Source organism: Streptomyces sp. 1222.5 (assembly GCF_900105245.1).
In the GTDB taxonomy this organism is placed as follows: domain Bacteria; phylum Actinomycetota; class Actinomycetes; order Streptomycetales; family Streptomycetaceae; genus Streptomyces; species Streptomyces albidocamelliae.
This window is the reverse complement of sequence record NZ_FNSZ01000001.1, coordinates 575,313-593,123: the sequence shown is the minus strand read 5'-3', so window position 1 is coordinate 593,123 and position 17,811 is coordinate 575,313. Positions and strand designations below refer to the sequence as shown.

The 17,811-nt window shown below is 72.7% G+C and carries 14 protein-coding genes and 1 pseudogene; 9 read left to right on the top strand and 6 right to left on the bottom strand.

The window, feature by feature from the left end; genetic code table 11:
• Positions 1–4 precede the first annotated feature (4 nt).
• The 5 genes from BLW57_RS42990 to BLW57_RS02825 all read left to right on the top strand — a co-directional run bounded on the left by BLW57_RS42990 (position 5) and on the right by BLW57_RS02825 (position 6,529).
• Positions 5–331, top strand: coding sequence for a sarcosine oxidase subunit delta (locus BLW57_RS42990; RefSeq protein ID WP_093471883.1), 327 nt, complete (start codon positions 5–7; stop codon positions 329–331).
• A complete protein-coding gene (locus tag BLW57_RS02840; RefSeq protein WP_093471882.1) occupies positions 328–3,189 on the top strand; it encodes a 2Fe-2S iron-sulfur cluster-binding protein in 2,862 nt (953 codons plus the stop codon). The genes BLW57_RS42990 and BLW57_RS02840 overlap by 4 nt, the downstream gene beginning before the upstream one ends.
• A complete protein-coding gene (locus tag BLW57_RS02835) occupies positions 3,179–3,775 on the top strand; it encodes a sarcosine oxidase subunit gamma (RefSeq protein WP_093471880.1) in 597 nt (198 codons plus the stop codon). The genes BLW57_RS02840 and BLW57_RS02835 overlap by 11 nt, the downstream gene beginning before the upstream one ends.
• Positions 3,776–4,463: 688 nt before the next feature.
• Positions 4,464–5,126 carry a response regulator transcription factor gene (locus BLW57_RS02830; RefSeq protein WP_093471879.1) on the top strand — a complete coding sequence of 221 codons (663 nt, stop codon included), beginning with the start codon at positions 4,464–4,466 and terminating at the stop codon, positions 5,124–5,126.
• Positions 5,123–6,529 carry a sensor histidine kinase gene (locus BLW57_RS02825; RefSeq protein WP_256339356.1) on the top strand — a complete coding sequence of 469 codons (1,407 nt, stop codon included), beginning with the start codon at positions 5,123–5,125 and terminating at the stop codon, positions 6,527–6,529. Before BLW57_RS02830 ends, BLW57_RS02825 begins: the two co-directional genes overlap by 4 nt.
• Here the strand turns inward: BLW57_RS02825 and BLW57_RS02820 are convergent.
• Positions 6,504–7,412 carry a COG4705 family protein gene (locus BLW57_RS02820; RefSeq protein WP_093471877.1) on the bottom strand — a complete coding sequence of 303 codons (909 nt, stop codon included), beginning with the start codon at positions 7,410–7,412 and terminating at the stop codon, positions 6,504–6,506. The two genes, BLW57_RS02825 and BLW57_RS02820, sit on opposite strands and share 26 nt — an antisense overlap.
• A 152-nt stretch (positions 7,413–7,564) precedes the next feature.
• A pseudogene (locus BLW57_RS02815) lies at positions 7,565–7,750 on the bottom strand (hypothetical protein); the annotation flags it as partial.
• Between the two features lie 13 nt (positions 7,751–7,763).
• Between BLW57_RS02815 and BLW57_RS02810 the strand changes: the two are divergent.
• The 4 genes from BLW57_RS02810 to BLW57_RS02795 all read left to right on the top strand — a co-directional run bounded on the left by BLW57_RS02810 (position 7,764) and on the right by BLW57_RS02795 (position 11,161).
• Complete coding sequence (locus BLW57_RS02810) at positions 7,764–7,973, top strand: hypothetical protein (RefSeq protein WP_093471876.1); 210 nt, start codon at positions 7,764–7,766, stop codon at positions 7,971–7,973.
• An 87-nt stretch (positions 7,974–8,060) separates the two neighbouring features.
• Positions 8,061–8,666, top strand: coding sequence for a TetR/AcrR family transcriptional regulator (locus tag BLW57_RS02805; RefSeq protein ID WP_093471874.1), 606 nt, complete (start codon positions 8,061–8,063; stop codon positions 8,664–8,666).
• Positions 8,663–9,706, top strand: coding sequence for a DMT family transporter (locus BLW57_RS02800; RefSeq protein WP_256339355.1), 1,044 nt, complete (start codon positions 8,663–8,665; stop codon positions 9,704–9,706). The genes BLW57_RS02805 and BLW57_RS02800 overlap by 4 nt, the downstream gene beginning before the upstream one ends.
• 81 nt (positions 9,707–9,787) lie before the next feature.
• On the top strand, positions 9,788–11,161 hold the full coding sequence (locus BLW57_RS02795) for an FG-GAP-like repeat-containing protein (RefSeq protein ID WP_093471873.1): 1,374 nt from the start codon (positions 9,788–9,790) through the stop codon (positions 11,159–11,161).
• 426 nt (positions 11,162–11,587) lie between these two features.
• On the opposite strand, the gene BLW57_RS02790 is transcribed toward BLW57_RS02795, so the two are convergent.
• From BLW57_RS02790 to BLW57_RS02775, 4 genes are all read right to left on the bottom strand, one after another.
• Positions 11,588–12,754, bottom strand: coding sequence for a PAS domain-containing protein (locus BLW57_RS02790; protein ID WP_093471871.1), 1,167 nt, complete (start codon positions 12,752–12,754; stop codon positions 11,588–11,590).
• Positions 12,755–12,890: 136 nt separating this feature from the next.
• A complete protein-coding gene (locus BLW57_RS02785) occupies positions 12,891–14,264 on the bottom strand; it encodes an MFS transporter (RefSeq protein ID WP_256339354.1) in 1,374 nt (457 codons plus the stop codon).
• An 8-nt stretch (positions 14,265–14,272) separates the two neighbouring features.
• Positions 14,273–16,285 (bottom strand): PEP/pyruvate-binding domain-containing protein, encoded by a 2,013-nt coding sequence (locus BLW57_RS02780; RefSeq protein WP_093471870.1) that lies wholly within the window; start codon positions 16,283–16,285, stop codon positions 14,273–14,275.
• A complete protein-coding gene (locus tag BLW57_RS02775) occupies positions 16,282–17,655 on the bottom strand; it encodes an ATP-grasp domain-containing protein (RefSeq protein WP_093471868.1) in 1,374 nt (457 codons plus the stop codon). The genes BLW57_RS02780 and BLW57_RS02775 overlap by 4 nt, the downstream gene beginning before the upstream one ends.
• Positions 17,656–17,811: the final 156 nt, after the last annotated feature.

The following is a 17,811-nucleotide window of genomic DNA, read 5'->3' as shown; positions in this document are numbered from 1 at the left end:
CGACATGCAGCTCATCACCTGCCCCTGGTGCGGTGACCGCGAGGAGATCGAGTTCCACTACGGCGGTCAGGCGCACGTCCCCTACCCCGACGACCCCTACGCCCTCGACGACGAGCAGTGGGCCCAGTACGTGTTCTTCCGCGACAACCCCAGGGGCCCCTTCGCCGAACGGTGGGTGCACTCGGCCGGCTGCCGGCGCTGGTTCAACGCCCTGCGCGACACCGTCACCCACGAGTTCCTCGCCGTCCACACCATCGGCGCCGAGCGCCCTTCCATCCCGAGCACCGCACCCGCCGCACCGCAGGCGACGGGCCAGGAGGCCAGCCGATGAACACCCCTTTCCGTGCCCCCGGCCACGGCCACGTCGACCGGGACACCACGCTCTCCTTCTCCTTCGACGGCACCGCCTACACCGGTCACCCCGGCGACACCCTCGCTTCGGCCCTGCTGGCCAACGGAGTGCACCACGTCGCGAGCGGCATCAAGTACGGACGGCCGCGGGGCGTCCTCGCCGCCGGAGCCGAAGAGCCCAACGCGCTCGTGCAGATCGAAGCCCCCTTCCCCGAACCCATGCTCACGGCCACCACCGTCGAGCTGTACGAGGGACTCGTGGCCCGGGGCCTGTCCGGCCGGGGCCGGCTCAGCAGCCGGCCGGACTCGGCCCGCTACGACACCATGCACGCCTACTGCGACCTCCTGGTCGTCGGCGCGGGTCCGGCCGGCCTGGCCGCGACACTGGTCGCCGCCCGTGCCGGTGCCCGCGTGATCCTCGTCGACGAACTCCCGCGGTCCGGCGGGTCGCTGCTCGGCAGCCGGGACCTCCTCGACGGCGCGCCGGCGACCGCGTGGGCCGACGACGTCACCGCCGAACTCGAAGGCCACGCCGACGTGAGGGTCCTGCACCGCACCACCGCCTTCGGCCACTACGACGACGGACTCGTCCTGGCCCTGGAGAAGCGCACGGACCACCTCGGTGCCGCGGCACCGGCCCACATCTCGAGGCAGCGGGTCTGGCGCATCCGAGCCCGGCAGGTCGTGTACGCCACCGGCGCCTACGAGCGTCCGGTCGCCTTCGACGACAACGACCGCCCCGGCATCATGCTGGCCGGCTCGGCCCGCACCTACCTCAACCGCTTCGGGGTGCTCCCCGGGCGGCGGGCCGTCGTGTTCACCACCAACGACAGCGCCTACCCGGCAGCGCTCGAACTGGCCGACGCCGGCGTCCGTGTCGCCGCCGTCATCGACGCGCGTGAGGAGGTACCGGCGCACTGGCAGACGGCGTGCGCCGAACGCGGTGTCGAGGTACGCGCGGGCCACGTGGTCACCGGCACCAGCGGCACCGAACGTGTCTCCCGCGCCCACGTGGCCGCCTTCGGCCGGGGCCGCCTCGGCGACCGGCACGGCATCGACTGCGACCTGCTGCTGGTGTCCGGCGGCTGGAACCCCGCCGTGGCCCTGTTCAGCCAGGCCCGCGGCACCCTGCGCTACGACGCCGGAACCGGGGCCTTCGTCCCCGGCCACGGCCCGGACACGGTCCGCACCGCGGGATCGGCCCGCGGCACGTTCACCCTGGCCGGCTGTCTCGCCGACGGAGCGGAGGCGGCCTCGCGAGCCCTGTCGGCCCTCGGCCTGACCGGACAGCCGGTCACCCTGCCGACCGGCGCCCCGCAGCCCGAGGGAGCGCCCACCCGGGTGCTGTGGCGGGTCCCCAGCCCCCAGGAGACACCGGACGGCTCCCACCAGTTCGTCGACCTGCAGCGTGACGCCCTTGTCAGCGACGTCCTGCGGGCGGTCGGCGCGGGCCTGCGCTCGGTGGAGCACGTCAAGCGCTACACCACGATCGGCACCGCCCACGACCAGGGCCGCACCTCCGGCGTCATGACCTCGGGCATCGTCGCCGAGGCCCTCGGGGTGGACGTCGCCGACCTCGGCACCACCAGCCACCGCCCCCCCGCCGTACCGGTGGCCTTCGCCGCCCTCGCGGGCCGCAACCGCGGTGAACTGTTCGACCCGGTACGGGTGACCGCCCTGCACCCCTGGCACGTCGAACACGGCGCTCCCTTCGAGGACGTCGGCCAGTGGAAGCGCCCCCGGTACTACCCCCGGGCGGGCGAGGGCATGGAGGACGCCGTGCTCCGCGAGTGCCGGGCCGCCCGTACCGGCGTCGCGATGATGGACGGCTCCACGCTCGGCAAGATCGATGTGCGGGGCCCGGACGCCGGGGTCCTGCTGGACCGGCTGTACACGAACCTGATGAGCACCCTCGAGGTGGGCCGGATCCGCTACGGCGTGATGTGCGGCGTCGACGGCATGGTCATCGACGACGGCACCGTGATCCGGGTCGCCGAGCAGGAGTTCCTGCTGACCACGACCACCGGCAACGCGGCCAAGATCCTCGAATGGATGGAGGAGTGGCTGCAGACGGAGTGGCCGGGCCTGCGGGTGCACCTCACCTCGGTCACCGAGCACTGGGTGACGATCCCTCTGGTCGGCCCCCGCTCCCGCGACGTACTCGCCCTGCTGGCCCCGGGCCTCGACGTCGGCAACGACGCCTTTCCGTTCATGTCCTGGCAGGACACCACGGTCGCCGACGTGCCGGCCCGCGTGTGCCGCATCAGTTTCTCCGGTGAACTCGCCTACGAGATCAACGTCCCCGCCTGGTACGGCATCACGGTGTGGAAGGCCCTGTACGAGGCCGGCCGTCCCTTCGGCATCACCCCGTACGGCACCGAGACGATGCACGTGCTGCGCGCCGAGAAGGCCTACCCGATCATCGGGCAGGACACCGACGGCACCGTCACCCCGCAGGACCTGGGCATGTCGTGGGTGGTGTCCAAGAAGAAGGCGGACTTCGTCGGCAAGCGGTCCTTCACCCGCACGGAGAACCGGCGTGACGACCGCAAGCAGCTGGTCGGCCTGCTGCCGGCCGACGCGGGAGTCCTGCTGCCCGAAGGGGCCCAGATCATCGCCACCAGCGGTGTTCCGGCGCCCCCGGTGCCCATGCTGGGCCACGTCACCTCCAGCTACCGCAGCGACGCCCTCCAGCGGACGTTCGCCCTGGCCCTGGTGCGCGCGGGAACCCGGCGTATCGGCGAAACCCTGTACGTCCCGCTGGACGGCCGTACCGTCCCGGTGACCGTGACCGAACCCGTGCTCTTCGACAAGGAGGGAGCTCGCCGTGACGGTTGAGACACCCACTCGCTTCAGCCCCCTGGCCGAGTGGCAGGACCGCCTCGCGGGGCTGCCCTCCGGACTGCGGGTGCGGGAACTGCCCTTCCTGACCCAGCTCAGCCTGCGCGCGCAGCCCGGAAGCGCCGCGGCGAAGGCCGTCGAAGCCTGTCTGGGCATCACCCTGCCGGACCCCGTGCGCGCCGAGCTGTCGGGCGACGTCAAGGCGCTGTGGATGGGCCCGGACGAATGGCTGCTGGTGGCGCCCGACGGCCGGCGGCAGGAGCTGCTCGCCCGGCTGCGGGACGCCATCGGTGACGACGGCTCCGCCTCCGTCACCGACGTCTCCGCGCAGCGCACCACGCTGGCCCTGTCCGGGCACCTCCTGCGCGAGGTGCTGGCCCAGGGCTGTGCCATCGATCTGGATCCGCGGGTCACGCCCGTCGGCTCCTGCCCGACCACCCTGCTGGCGCAGGCCCCGGTCACCCTCGTGGTGCGGGACGAGGCGGCCTCCGCCGTCTGGCTGCTGGTCCGCGCCTCCTTCGCGTGCTACCTGGCCACCTGGCTGCTCGACGCCTGCACGGAGTACCGGGGAGGCACCGGATGAGCGTCAGCGTCTTCGACCTGTTCAAGGTCGGCATCGGGCTCTGCAGCACCTGCCGCGCAAGGGCGGTCCGGCGTTGCGCGGGACGGTGATCGGACCTCTGATCAGCGTCTCGGACGGCACCTCCCCGGCCCGGTGACACCACCCCCAGGTCATACCTTCGACAGAGGGGACACAGTCATGCCGGGCCCGCAGGCCCTCTTGCATGGCCTACTCCCTTGGTCGCCGCGGCGACGCCCCGGCGTCCTTCACCCGGACCGCCGCCCGTGGCGTCCCCCGGGCGGGGTCCTCTCCTTCGTGCTCTTCTCCATGCTCACCGACCCGTCAGGGCGGGAGCGGCTGATCTTCTCCGGGCTGGTCGCGGCATGCGTGCTCGCCGTCGCCCTGACCCGCGACCTGCTCACCGGCGACCGGGCCGACCCGGCCCCGGCCGTAGCGGCACCCGGCACACCGGCGGGTTCCGGGTCACCCACCACGCTCCCGTGTCGTCCTGGCACACCTGTGCTCAGCAGGACGACGCGGGAGTCGCCGCGCCCGCCGTGTGCACTCCGGTGCGGCTGGGGCGGGCCTGCGTCCGCTAGAGTGTCTACGTCATTGTAGACGGTAAGGTGGCTGCCGATGGACGGCTGAGGGCGCGCCGGTACGCCGCCCACCGCTCTCCCCGCCCGCACACCCGACCCGCCGGAGGATCATGCGCCCCAAGATCCTGGTCGTCGAGGACGATCACGCTCTGCGCGACGTGCTGCGCCGCGGCCTGTCCGAGGAGGACTTCGCCCCGGTGCCGGCCGCCGACGGCGCGACCGCCCTGCGGTTGGCCACGGCCGACCTGGCCGCCGCCGTCCTGGACATCGGCCTGCCCGACGCGGACGGAAGAGATGTGTGCCAGGCCATGCGGGCCAACGGCTTCACCGCCCCCGTGATCTTTCTGACCGCCCGGCACCAGCTCACCGACCGCCTGTCGGGATTCTCCGCCGGGGGCGACGACTACCTGCCCAAGCCCTTCCACCTCGCCGAACTCGCCGCGAGACTGCGAGCCGTCCTCAAACGGACCCCGGCGACGGCGGCGGCCACAACCGGCGACCTGGTCCTGGACGCCGTGGACCACAGTATGAGCGTGCGCGGTGAGCGCAGCGCCCTGTCACCGACCGAGTTCCGGCTGCTGGCCACGCTCGTCGCCGCGGACGGAACGCTCGTACGCCGCCGCGACCTGGTGCGGGCCGGCTGGCCCGAGGGCGCACAGGTCAGCGACAACACCCTGGACCAGTACCTGAGCAGGCTGCGCCGCAAGCTCCGGGAGACCGGCAGCGGCCTCGGCATCGACACGGCGCGCGGGATCGGACACCGCCTGTCGTGAACCATGCCCCGCGTACCCTGCGCCGCCTCGCCCCGCGCACCCTGCGCGGCCGCCTCTCCCTGGTGGCACTGACCACCGCCGCCCTGCTGATGACAATCCTGACCGTGGTGTTCAACGCGGTGACGGACCGGCACCTGCAGCACCAGGCGGACGACGAACTGCGCAGCCGGGCCGCGGCGGTGGCGACGACCGTCGACACCACCGGACCCGGTGTGCGCGTCCTGGAAAGCGTCAACGACCGCCTCCTCGACGCCAACGTGTGGATCTACGCCGGGACCCGGCTGCTGGAGAAACCGCCGTCGGTCACGGCCGGCAGCCCACCGACCCGGGCCGCCGACCGGCTGGCCGCGCAGCGGAGGCATGCCTGCGCGACCGTCGACGCACACGATCACCGGCCCGTCCGGCTGTGCGCACAGCCCCTCCACGGGGGCCGCGCCACCGCCACCGTCGTCACCGCGCTGGACCTGACCCCGTACCGGAGTTCGGCCGACGCCCTGCTGCTGGGGTCGCTCGTCCTGGACGCCGTGATGCTCGGCTTCACGTACGTCCTCACCCGCCTGTCCGTCGGCCGGGCCCTGCGCCCGGTGCGGACGATGACCGACCAGGCCACGCAGTGGAGCGCCGTGGGCTCGGCCGAGCGCTTCGGCAACGAGCAGCACCCGGCCGAACTCGCCCGGCTGGGTACCTCCTTGGACGCGTTGCTCGACCGCATACGCACCGTCCTGCGCCACGAACAGCAGCTGACGGGAGAGCTGTCCCACGAACTGCGCACACCGCTCACCCGGATCATCATGGAACTCGACTGGTCCCGGGCCCACCCCCGCACGGACGCCGAGATCCACTCGACCCACGAGGTGATCGCCGAGGCCGCCCGGTCCATGCGCACGATCTGCGACACCCTGCTGACCGACGCCCGCGAGAACGCCGCCGGCCCGGCGACGGCCCCCGGAACCACCGGCGTCCTGCCCGTTCTGGACCGGCTGCTCCGCGGCCTCGATGTGCCCGACGGGGTGAAGACCGTGGTGGAGACGGACCCCACCGTGCGCGAGGCCGGGGCCCGGGCGCTGGAGGCCGGGGTCGCCCCCGCTCTCCTCGAACGCATCCTCAGCCCCCTGCTCGCCAACGCCGTCCGCTACGCCCACTGCCAGGTCACCGTGTCCGCACGGCGCGTCCCCGGAGCCGTACGGATCGACGTCACCGACGACGGCCCGGGGGTGCCGGAGGCGTTCGTCGACGAACTGTTCCAGCCCGGCCGGCGCGCCGACTCCGACGACGGGCACGACGGCGCGGGCCTCGGCCTGTCGCTCGCGCGACGCCTGGCCCGCGCCGTCGGAGGCGAGGTGTCCTACGACCCCGGGCACCGGCCCGGGGCCAGGTTCACGGTCGGTCTGCCCGCCGGGTGACCGGGGCCCGCTCCGCCCCGGCCGGCCGGCCGGCGGCCCGGTGCTCCCGCACCTGCGCGTGGGCCATCAGGCCGAACAGGACGGCGAGCAGGACGGCGGACGAGCCCGCCGTACCGAGATCCAAGCCGCCCTTGGCCACCGGCTTGGTGAGGAAGTCGCCCGCGGTGGCGCCCAGCGGGCGGGTGAGGACGAAGGCGATCCAGAACAGCAGCACGTTCGAGACGGCGGGCACTCGCATCAGCGCCAGGAGCACGGCGAGTGCGCCGGTCACCAGCAGCGCGCCCCCGGCGTAGCCCAATCCGGAGCTGTCGGACAGGAAGTCGCCCATGGAGGTGCCGAGGGTGTTCGACACGAGGATCGCCGACCAGAACAGGGCCTCACCCCTGAAGGTGACGATGTCGCGGATCTGGAACGTCATCCCGCTCAGCTTCCAGGCGAGGAAGATCGCCAGCAGGACGGAGATCAGGATCGCCGCACCGGCGGGGTAACCCAGCCCCAGACCCTGCGGGCCCCAGCCCAGCCTGGTCGCGCCGTTCGAGAGGTACGCGGCGCTGGCGTCGCGGTTCATGAAGTCGGACATCGTGGTGCCGGCCATGCTGGTCGACAGGATCACGGTCCAGTAGAAGAACGGGTGGTAGCGGGACGAGCGCAGCTGGACGACCAGCGTCACCACGAACACCAGGAACAGCGCGATCGTGGTGAGGAAGTAGCCCAGCTTCAGGGTCTGCGCGAAGAGGTCGCCCGCCGTCTCGCCCAGAGTCGTCGCGGCGATCTTCATGACCCAGAACGCCAGCGTCACCTCGGGCAGCTTCTTCATCACCGACTTGGTCGTACTCGACGTGCTCGCCACATCGAGGTCGGTGAGGACCTCCGGTGTCTCCAAGTCACTTTCTCCTTGCCGGTCGAACGACAGGGCGCCCGCCCCGCAATGCGGGACGAGCGCCCTGTCGGATGAGCGACCGCCGGTGGCGGCCGAGATCCCCGACCGTGGCACAGGAAGCCTGAACGCATCCTGAACACGTGCCGTGCGGCCGGTCAGACCGAGTGCCGCGCGCCAGGCTCCGGCGCGACGACGTCCTTCCGTGTCACTCCGAGGTACACGACCAGACCGAGGACGACCGCGAGGAACAGCACACTGGTGACCACCGTGCCCACGCCCAGGCCGCCGTCTCCGGCCGGCTGGGAGAGGTAGTCGCCGACCGACGCGCCGAGGGGCCCGGACGACACCAAGGTCATGGGGAAGCTGATCGGCACGCCGCGCCAGGCCCTGCACCCGTCGATCACCCAGGAACAGACCCCGGGAGGTCTCCGCGTCTTCGGATACGCGGTGCTCAACAGCGGCGGCGCCTGGAACCTGACCTTCCACGACGCGGCCGGGGCCGTACGCGGCAAGACGTGCGCCCTGAGCACGAGCACGGCGGACAAGTCGTTCGTCTGCCACTGAGGTCTGCGCGGCCACCCGCGCCGAAGGTGGCGCGGCCCGGCGCCCGCGTCTAATCTAGGTAGACCTACCTACCTAGTCTGGATTGTGATGGGCGAGACGGAAGCAGATGTGAGGACGGGCGGCCGCCGCCGGCCGGCCCGGCAGCGGTTGCTGGAGGCGGCGGCCCGCCGCTTCTACGCCGACGGTGTGGCGGCGACCGGCATCGACACGATCACCGCCGAGGCCGGCGTGGCGAAGATGAGTCTCTACAACAACTTCGCTTCCAAGGCCGAGCTGGTCAGGGCCTATCTCGACGCCCGGCACGCGGAGTGGCTCGGTCTGTACCGGGCCCGGCTGGAGCACGCCGACGGGCCGCGCGAGGGCGTACTGGCGGTGTTCGACGCGTACGCGGACCACGCCGCGTTCACCTACGAGCGCGGCTTCCGCGGCTGCGGACTGCTCAACGCCGCCGCCGAGCTGCCGGCCGGGGACGAGGGCCGAGCCGTGGTCCGCGCCCACAAGGAGGAGGTCGAGCGGCTGATCGCCGGGCATCTCGCGGAGCTGCTGCCCGGGCGCGCCGACGAGGCCCGCACGACCGCCGAGCATCTGGCCTTCCTGCTGGAGGGCGCGATGGCCCGCGCCGGTCTGGAGGGTGACGACGAGCGGCTACGGCGCGCCCGCTCCCTCGCGGCCGCTCTGCTGGACCGGCTGTGAAGGGCGTGGACGGCGGCCGGTCCGCGACGACCGGCGCCCTGTGCGTGCTGGCGGCCTCCGTGCTGTGGGGTACGACGGGCACGGCCGCCACCTTCGCCCCCGCCGTGGGCCCGCTCGCGATCGGCGCCGTGGCCATGGGTCTGGGCGGGCTCCTCCAGGCCCTCGCGGCCGCGGGCCCGGTCGCCCGGAGCGCGCAGCGACTGCGCGCCCGGCGCGGGACCGTACTCCTCGGCGCCGTCTCGGTGGGGCTCTACCCCCTGGCGTTCTACAGCTCCATGCACCGGGCCGGCGTCGCGGTGGGCACCGTGGTGTCGATCGGCACCGCGCCACTGGCATCGGCGGTGATCGAACGGGTCGTGGACCGTCGCCGGCTCACCCGCCGCTGGATGGTCGCGGCCTCGCTCGGCCTGCTCGGCACGGTCCTGTTGTGCGTCGTGGAAGCCACGCGTTCCTCCGGCGGCACGCAACGGTCGTCCCTGGGCGGCACGCTGCTCGGCGTCGCACTGGGGCTCGTCGCGGCCGGGACGTACGCCCTGTACTCCTGGGCCGCCCACCGGCTGATCACCCGAGGGATCCCCTCCCGTGCGGCGATGGGCGCCGTCTTCGGGCTCGGCGGAGTGCTCCTCGTCCCCGTCCTGCTGGTGACGGGCGGCCCGCTCGTCGGCTCCTGGACCAACGCGGCCGTCGGCACCTACATGGCGCTCGTCCCGATGTTCGCCGGCTACGTCCTGTTCGGCTGGGGTCTCGCACATGTGCCGGCGAGCACGGCCACCACCCTGTCCCTGCTCGAACCGGCCGTGGCGGCCGTCCTGGCCGTCCTCGTCGTCGGCGAGCGCCTCCCCGCGGCCGGCTGGGCCGGTGTCGCGCTCGTCGTCATGTGCCTCGCCGTCCTGACCCTCCCGGCAGGTGCCGGCCGCGGCCCGGGCCGACGCGGCCCCCGGCGCACGGCAGGAGAGCCCCTTTCCGGCGCAGCGGTACGGGACGACCGGGGACACCCGGCGGACGTGGCCGGCGCCCGGCCGGGGTCCGGCGAACGGTGAACAGCCCCTGGTCGTACAACCGTTCGCGCGCGGCGTGAGTCTCCTGCGGTGACCATCCTTTGTACACCAGGGGGTTCCTCCTTGTTCCGCTCGCGTTCGCACGTCCGTTGGGCCCTGCCGCTGACCCTCGGCCTGACCTCCCTCGCCCTCACCGTCCCGGTCGCGTCCGCCGCTCCGCCGAAGGGCACGCCCGTCCGTGACGACTTCGACGGCGACGGCTACGCCGACCTGGCCGTCGGTGCCCCGAGCGGCACGGTCGGCGGCCAGGCCAAGGCCGGATTCGTCACCGTCATGTACGGCGGCCCGCACGGCCTGTCCACCACCCGCCGTACGAACCTCAGCCGGGCCACCACCGGCATCCCCGGCAGTGCCGTCAAGGGACAGGCCTTCGGGAGCCAGCTGTCCAAGGGCGACCTGGACGGTGACGGCTACGCGGACCTCGTCGTCGGCAGCAGTTCGACGCGGGACGGCGCGGTCGTGGTCTGGGGCGGCCCGCACGGCCTGTCCGGCGGCCGGTCCATCCCGGCCACCTCCACGCAGACCGCCGACTTCGACGGCGACGGGCGCCTCGATCTCGCCGTGTTCCGGGCGGGCTTCGCCCCGGGCGACGACCCGATCGGCACCACCGGGACGATCTGGAAGGGCCCGCTCAAGCGCACCGGTGTCCCGGCCGCGAAGACCCCGCTCGACCCCGGCCACCTGAAGTACATCGACGTCCGGGACGGCGACACCGGCGACATCAACGGCGACCACCGCGCCGACCTGGTCGTGACCGAGTACTGCGGCGACGGCAGCTACTGCAGCACGCTCTACCTGAGCGGTCCCACCGGGCTCAAGCGCGTCACCGACCAGCACCCGGAGGGCGACGGCGCGGTGGCGACCGGCGACGTGAACGGCGACGGGTACGACGACCTCCTGACCGGTTCGGAGAACGACAACTCGGTCTCGGTGATGTACGGCAGGGCCGGGGGCCTCGGCGGGGAGGGGACCTGGGCGACGTACTCGCAGGACACGCCCGGGGTCCCCGGCAGCCGGGAGGAGGACGACCGGTTCGGCGCGTCGATCGCCGTCGGGGACATCACCGGTGACGGCATCGACGACGTGGCGGTCGGCGTGCCCGGCGAGAACGACATGGGCGTGGTCAACGTCCTGCGCGGCAGCCGTGCCGGTCTGACCGGTGCCGGCGCCCAGTCGATCGGGCAGAACACCCAGGGCGTCCCCGGCACCGCCGAGAAGTACGACGCCTTCGGCGCCACCGTCCGGCTGCTCGACACCGACGGCAACGGCCGTGCCGACCTGGCCGCCGACGCGCCGTGGGAGGACAACGGCAACGGCGCGGTCTGGGTGCTGCGCGGCGGCCCGTCCGGCGTGGTCACCGACAGCGTCCTCAGCTTCGGCGGGAAGGCCGTCGGCGCGCCGTACAGCAAGGCGGCGTTCGGCGCCGAGCTGAAGTAGAAGCGGAGGTGTGCGGCGCTGCCGGCAAGCCGGCGCGCCGCGCACCGTTCACGCCGATGTGCGCAAAGCAACCTGCGCGAGCCACCGATGCGTGACGCCGTTCTGTGTGCGACCCACCCATCCGCTCCAGGTCCGACTCCGGATGAGGATTGTCATGCTCATTCCAAGATCGGCTCTGGTCGCGAGAGCCTTACGCGGGGCTGCCGCCTCCGGCCGCCGGCTGGTGAAGGCCGCGACGGTCGCGGTGGCGGCCCTGACCCTCGCCCTCGGCGTGCTGATCGGATTCCCCGCCGCATCGCAGGCGGCGGGCTCCCGGCCCTGCGACGGTTCGCGCTGCACCGACGCACCGGTCCCCGCCGTCCGGGCACCCGTGCGGTGCCCGGAGCGCCCATGCCGGCGGGTCACGGCCTCACCCCGCCGCGCCGCTCACGCGGGACTTCGCGGATGGGTCGCCGTGGTGGCGCGGGGCGGCCAGACATGGGGGGAGAGGATGCCGAGCGCGTAGGCACGGGCGACGAGGGCGGGGCGGGTCGGTGCGTCCAGCCGGTGCCGCAACCGTCCCAGGTGATAGTCGATGGTCTGCCGCGACAGGTGCAGGGCCTTGGAGATGTCCACGTTGTTGTGGCCGGCGGCCAGCAGGGCGAGAATACGCACCTGAGTCGCCGTCAGTGGGGGCTGCGCCTCGTCGCTCAGGCCCAGTTGGGTGATGACGGCCCATATGTGAGGGCGGCGTTCCGGGGCGTGGCGACTGGCGCTCAGGCAGACCCAGGCCCGGCGCCGGCGCTGGTCGCCGTCGACGATGACCGCGCTGGTACGCACGCTTCTGCGGCGGCCGCCGACGAGGTCGCCCCAGACGCGGTGCAACGCGGTCCGCTCGGGCGTCGGCGCCAGATGGCGGTCGGCGGGGTGTCCGACGAGGTCACGCAGGCGTACCCGGAGCACCTCGGCGACGGCGGCGCTGGCCTCCCCGACCACTCCGTCCGCCGACAGACGCAGACACGGGAGACCGCTGTGGTCCCGCAGCGCGCGGAGGTCCTCCTCGGCCCGGCGCCGTTCGTCCAACGCGTGGACGTAGTCGGTGATGTCGACGTAGATGCCCGCCACACAGGGGGAGCCCCAGTGCACGGGGAAGCGGTAGCCGGCCGCGTGGCCCGGGGAACCGTCCGAGCGCTGGTAGACCAGCGTGTGCCGCACGGGGTGGCCACGGGTGAGCACCTCCTCGTCGAGGGCGAGGAACCGGGCCGCGTCGTCGGGCTCGTCGAAGTCGGACAGGTGGCGCCCGATCAACGTGTCCCGTGTGGTCCCGTACATGTGGGCGTACGCGTGGTTGGCCCAGACGTAGCGGCCGTGGGGATCGCGGACGAACACCGCGGCCGGGCTCAGATCGGCGAACGGCAGGGTCTGGTACGCGCCGTCGTCCGGCAACCGCGACGGACCGGCGCGCTCGGCGCACAAGGCGGCGAGGAAGCGGCGGGCGGTGCGCTCGTCGGCGAACGCACCACCCCCGCTCCCGACCGGACCCGCGCCGCGGGCGATCTCCCGCCAGGACACGGGGAAGGACGCCAGCAGCGTGTGGAAATCGGCCTCGTCCATCGACAACTCCTCCGCCGTACCGACTCGCTCACTGTGCGTCACATACCACGCGTGTCCTTTCAGGTGGGTGCCGGACCGGCCAGTTCCGGCCAGCCGATGTCGCGGCTGCGCGGCCGTGACCCGCACCTGGGGCGGATCACGGGCGGGGTGCCGCTCCCTCGTCGACCGGCAGGGGCACCGGCTGCTCCGGTGGCAGGGGTGCCGCCCGGGTGCCGGAGCGGGCGGAGGAACCGGCGGAGAAGGCGGCTCCCTTCGCCCGCCGGGCGGCCTTCTCCGGGCTCATCCGGTGCAGAGCGATGTGGATCGCCGGTATGAGCACACAGGTGACCGCCGCGCTCTGCCACAGCAGCGCGTCCAGCCGCCCCGCCGCCAGGTACGCCCCGGCGGCGACCGCGGCGATCGCACACACACCACGGTCGACGATGCTCTCCACCGACAACAGCGTGGCACGCGGTGCGTCGAGCGGAATGGCGTCGTTGACCAGCTTGCGCTGCACCGGATACACGAACCCGGTGATCGCGGCGAACGCGCACAGAAGAGCGATCACGGCCCACGGGCCGCCCAGGGCCGTACCGGCGAGTGTCGCGGCGAGCGCCACGCTCAGCACCGACACCCACGCCATCGGCGACAGCCTGCGGCCCAGCCACTGCGGACGGCCCGAGGCCACGGCCTCGGCGACCGTCATCGCCGCCAGCACACTGCCGTGCGTGCTCTCCCCGACCCCGTGCTCCAGCAGCACCGGCTGGAACAGGTTGACCTGACAGATCCGGGACAGCGTGAACACCGCCACTCCCTGCACCATGAGCAGAGCCAGCCACGGCGAAGCCCGCAGGGCACGCAGCGCGGCTCCCGAGTCGCGCAGCAGGGAGCCACGCCGGCCCCGCCGGGCGTCCGCCCCGGCGTCCGCGCCGCCCGGAGCCAGCCGCGGCAGGGCGAGCGCGCAGCCGAGCGAACCGGCCGCGCTCGCCGCGCTGAGCACGTACGGGGCCTGCGGTGCCAGCGCCATCAGCGGCCCCACCAGAGGCCAGCAGCCGACCTTGGCGGCGAGTCCGAGCGCACGGGCCGTACCCTCCGCCCGGAGGTAGTGCGACTCCGCCCGCTCGGCACGCAGCCCCTCGTAGAGGTAGGCGCTCGCCGCGCCCGACGTCAGCGAACGGCCGGCGGCGATGGCCAGGAAGTGCACGAGGAAGCCCGGGTACGACGCCGACACCACGGGCACCAGGTTGGCCGCCGTCATGACCACGGCGCCCGCGCGCAGACAGTTGCGGGCGCCGATACGGTCGGCGACCACTCCCGTCGGTATCTCGAACAGGCAGAACGCGATGTAGTAGATGCTCTGGATGCCGAAGATCTGGCCGTCGGACAGACCGGCGTCCCGCTGGTAGGCGTAGAAGACGGGCATCCACCACAGCAGGTTGAACAGCAGCTGGAAGCCGTTGTTGAGGCGGATGATGTGCCGGGCGGCCGGGGGCGCGACCGCCGCGGTCTTCCGGAAGGGCAGGGCGGACATACGGTGCCTCACCGGGCGTAGGGGCGGATCTGGACCAGCCGGAACGCGCCCTCGGCGGTCATCAGCCATTCGATGTCCAGTGCGTCGTCGGGATCCTCCGCGCTGAAGTGCGACTGCAACAGACGTCCCGTCAGGGCGAGTCGGGCGAGTGCCGCCCGAGTCGGCCCGGGGAGGTCCGCGCCCGACGAGCCGACGTCGACGGTACGACCGCCGCCCTCCACGGTGTTGTACAGGTACTGGTGCGGCAGGACCGTACCGTCCACCACCCGCTCGGGGGAGTCGGGCGCGCAGTTGAGGTACACGTTGCGGAAGTCCTCGCGGCGCGTGGGATTGCACGTCACCAGCACACCGCCGAGGCCGGCGGGCACGTACTCCTGGACGATCACGCCCATGTAGGTGTCGTCCAGGGAGATGCCGACCTGGTGCCGCAGGCGCACGCTGCGCGGCGAGAGCAGGGAGGCCCACACCTGCCGGACGGCGTCCATGAGCTGGTCCTCGCCCTGCACCGTGGTGACGGAGTCGTAGATGCCGGCGGCGGAGAAGCCGGGCAGGTCCTCCGCGTTGGAGGAAGAGCGCACCACCAGCCGGCGGCCGTCCGCCAGAGCGGCCGGCACCGCGCCCGTGATCATCCGGGCGACCTCCTCCGGCATGGGTGTGCCGTGGATCAGACGCTGCAGGCCAAGGCAGAGCGAGTCGATGACGTCGAACGCCTCCAGTTCGAGGGCCATCTTCAGTTTGCCGATGCCCTGTTGGAGCGCGGGGGAGGAGGTGAGGAAGAGGTGGTGCAGCCGGAAGGGCAGAGCCACGCCCTCCGGCGCCCGGACCGTGTCCGCCACGCGCTCGGCCGCGGCGGCGCGCAGCCGCTCCATCGACGGGTCCGTCTCACCGAGACGGGCGGCGAGGTGGGTGAGCAGATGCGGGCGCGGCGGGCGCGGCCGTGCGTAGAACGCGGTCAGATCGGCGGTGCGGCTGTCCAGGACGTGGTGCAGCTCCCCGAGGTTGGCCGCTTTGGTCCCATAGCTGTCGCGGTCGGTCCGCCGCAGCCGGTGCAGTGCCAGGACGGGCGCCTCCTCCAGCAGCGGCGCCCCGATGCGGATGCGCTGCTGATGCCAGACGGGCCGGTCCAGAGCCGGTGCGCCGGGCAGCCGTTCCAGCGTGATCGCGTCCTCGCGGACGCGGTAGCGCACCCAGGCGCCGTCGAGACCGTCCCGCTCCACGAGCGCGTCGAGGTCACGGACGATCGCGTTGGGAATGGCCCAGCCCGAGGCGAGGACGTTGGTGTGCGAAAGCGGTGTGATGGGGGCCGTGTTGACGAATCCGGCGACCCGCGGCACGTCGTCCGGCAGGCACGGCATGGCGACGATGTCCGACCAGCCGAGTTCGGCGGCCGCGGCCGCGTACTCCGCCGTGCTGCGGAAGTACCGCAGCCGGCCCTCCGCCTCCCCGGGGTTGAGGCAGGTCCGGGTCCGGTTGCCGAACAGCTCGTGGCTGAGGATGCGCGGCACCCGGGCCTCACCGATCGAGGCCAGCTCCTGTTCCTGCCCGTGATTGGCGGGCTTCAGGAGCAGCGGCAGCCGCCCGTCGACCCGCCCGCGCACATAGGTGTAGAACTCCTCCAGCAGCGCACCGCTCATCGTGTCGGCCTCGGTCGTCTCCAGCACGAGGAAGGGCCGCTCGGAGCCGTCGGGGTCGTCGTCGGTGTGCAGGGACAGCACCCCGAGCAGGAAACGGCGCTCCGGGTCCATGTACACGGAGGCGTTGAACGCGTCCAGATCCGCGTCGAGTTCGTCGAGCGTCATGCCGAGGATCCGGGTGGCGATGTAGTTGACGTGAAAGGGGTGCACCCGCGTGTCGAGGAGATGCCAGGTGTCCTCGGACCGGTCCAGCACCACCTTCAGGTACGGATGACCGGCCAGCACCCCGGACAGCGTCCGGAACAGCGGCAGCGACAGGTTGGCGCCGACGACGGTACGGTCGCCCGCCGCCTCGGGCAGGCCTGCCTGGTCCACGGCGAGCGTCATGCCCGTGCCTCCCCACCGATGCCCGCGGGCAGGATGTGCGGCAGCGCCTCCACCAGGGCCGCGAAGTCGCGTACGACGCTCTGCGGCCGGTCGGCCGACAGCAGGCACAGGCCCGCCATGGTGTTGGCGCCCGCGGCGGGGTCGTAGACCGGCACGGGGGTGCCGTCCGGCAGGGAGCTCTCCGCGACCACGGACAGCGTGCTGCCCGGGCCGAGAGGCGCGGACCGCACGACGGCGGACGCGTCCCAGACGTGCCGCTGCGGCCACGCCTTGCCGTCGCCGTCCACCGCGAGCACGACCAGGGACCCGGCCGCGCCGTCGGCGTCGTCGGGTGTCAGGACGCGTGCGGGCCAGTCCGGCGACCTGCCCAGCAACTGGTCGGTGAACAGGCCGACCAGGTCGAGTCCGAACACCTCCTCGATCTGTGGCACGGTCATCGCACCACCGAACCGGGCGGCCGTCTCGATGACCCACATACGGCCCTCCGTGCCCAGCTTGATCTCGGTGTGGGTGCCGCAGTTCTCGAGTCCGAGCGCCGCCACGGCCCGTCGGGCCAGCTCCACGATCCTGTCCTGCGCCTCGCTGCCGAGAGCGGCCGGAGTGATCCCCGCGCGCTCGGTGAAGGGGGCGATCGTCGGCATCCGGCCGCTGAGGCACACCGGCTGGAAGACGCCGTCGACCACGACGCCCTCCACACTGACGTAGTCACCCCAGCCGGGGCCGTCGAACCACTCCTGCGCGCAGCCGCTGACGATCTCCTCGACGATGAAGTCCTCGCCGGCGCCGGTGACATGCAGTTCCGCGAAGCCGAGCCGGGCGGACTCCGTCATCACCGCACCCGAACGCGCCCAGGCGCCGTGCAGGTCCTCGGGCGAGTCGATGATCTGGTGCGCGGTGGAGCCGGCGCTCCAAGCCGCCTTCAGGAGCAGCGGGTACGTCAACTCCCGCCCCGCCGCGTCGAGTTCGGAAACGGTCCGCACCCCGCGGAACCGGGGCTGCGGGATGCCGTGCCGCTCCCAGGCGGCACGCATCAGCCGCTTGTCCCGGGCCAGCGTCGCCGCAGGTCCGGGACCCTTCAGCCCGAGCCGCCGTGCCGCCTCGGCGACAGCGACCACCGCGTACTCGGAGAACGTGATGACGGCCTCGGCGCCGACCTCCCGGGCACGGTCGGTGATGAGTTCGACGAGGTCGACGCCGTCGGCGTCCCGGACGGTGACGGCCGTGGCGCACAGCCGGGCGGCTTCCGCCGTGACGGTGGCGGGCAGTTCGCTGAGTGCCAGCAGGTGCACCGCGGACCTGGCGGCCACCCGCGACAGGGCATGTCCCACCGGGGGGCCGCCCTTGGCATGCACGTACAGCACCTTGCTCACGAATACCCAACTCCTCTGCTGGTCGGTCCCTGCGCGAAAGGCGGCCTGCGCTGTACGGCGGCCTTCGAGCGCGCCTGACACGTGGTGTCTTCCTGCGGTCTCCTTCAAGCGAAGCAGCCCGCCTGCCCGCCACAGGGCCCGAGATGCGCCGACGAT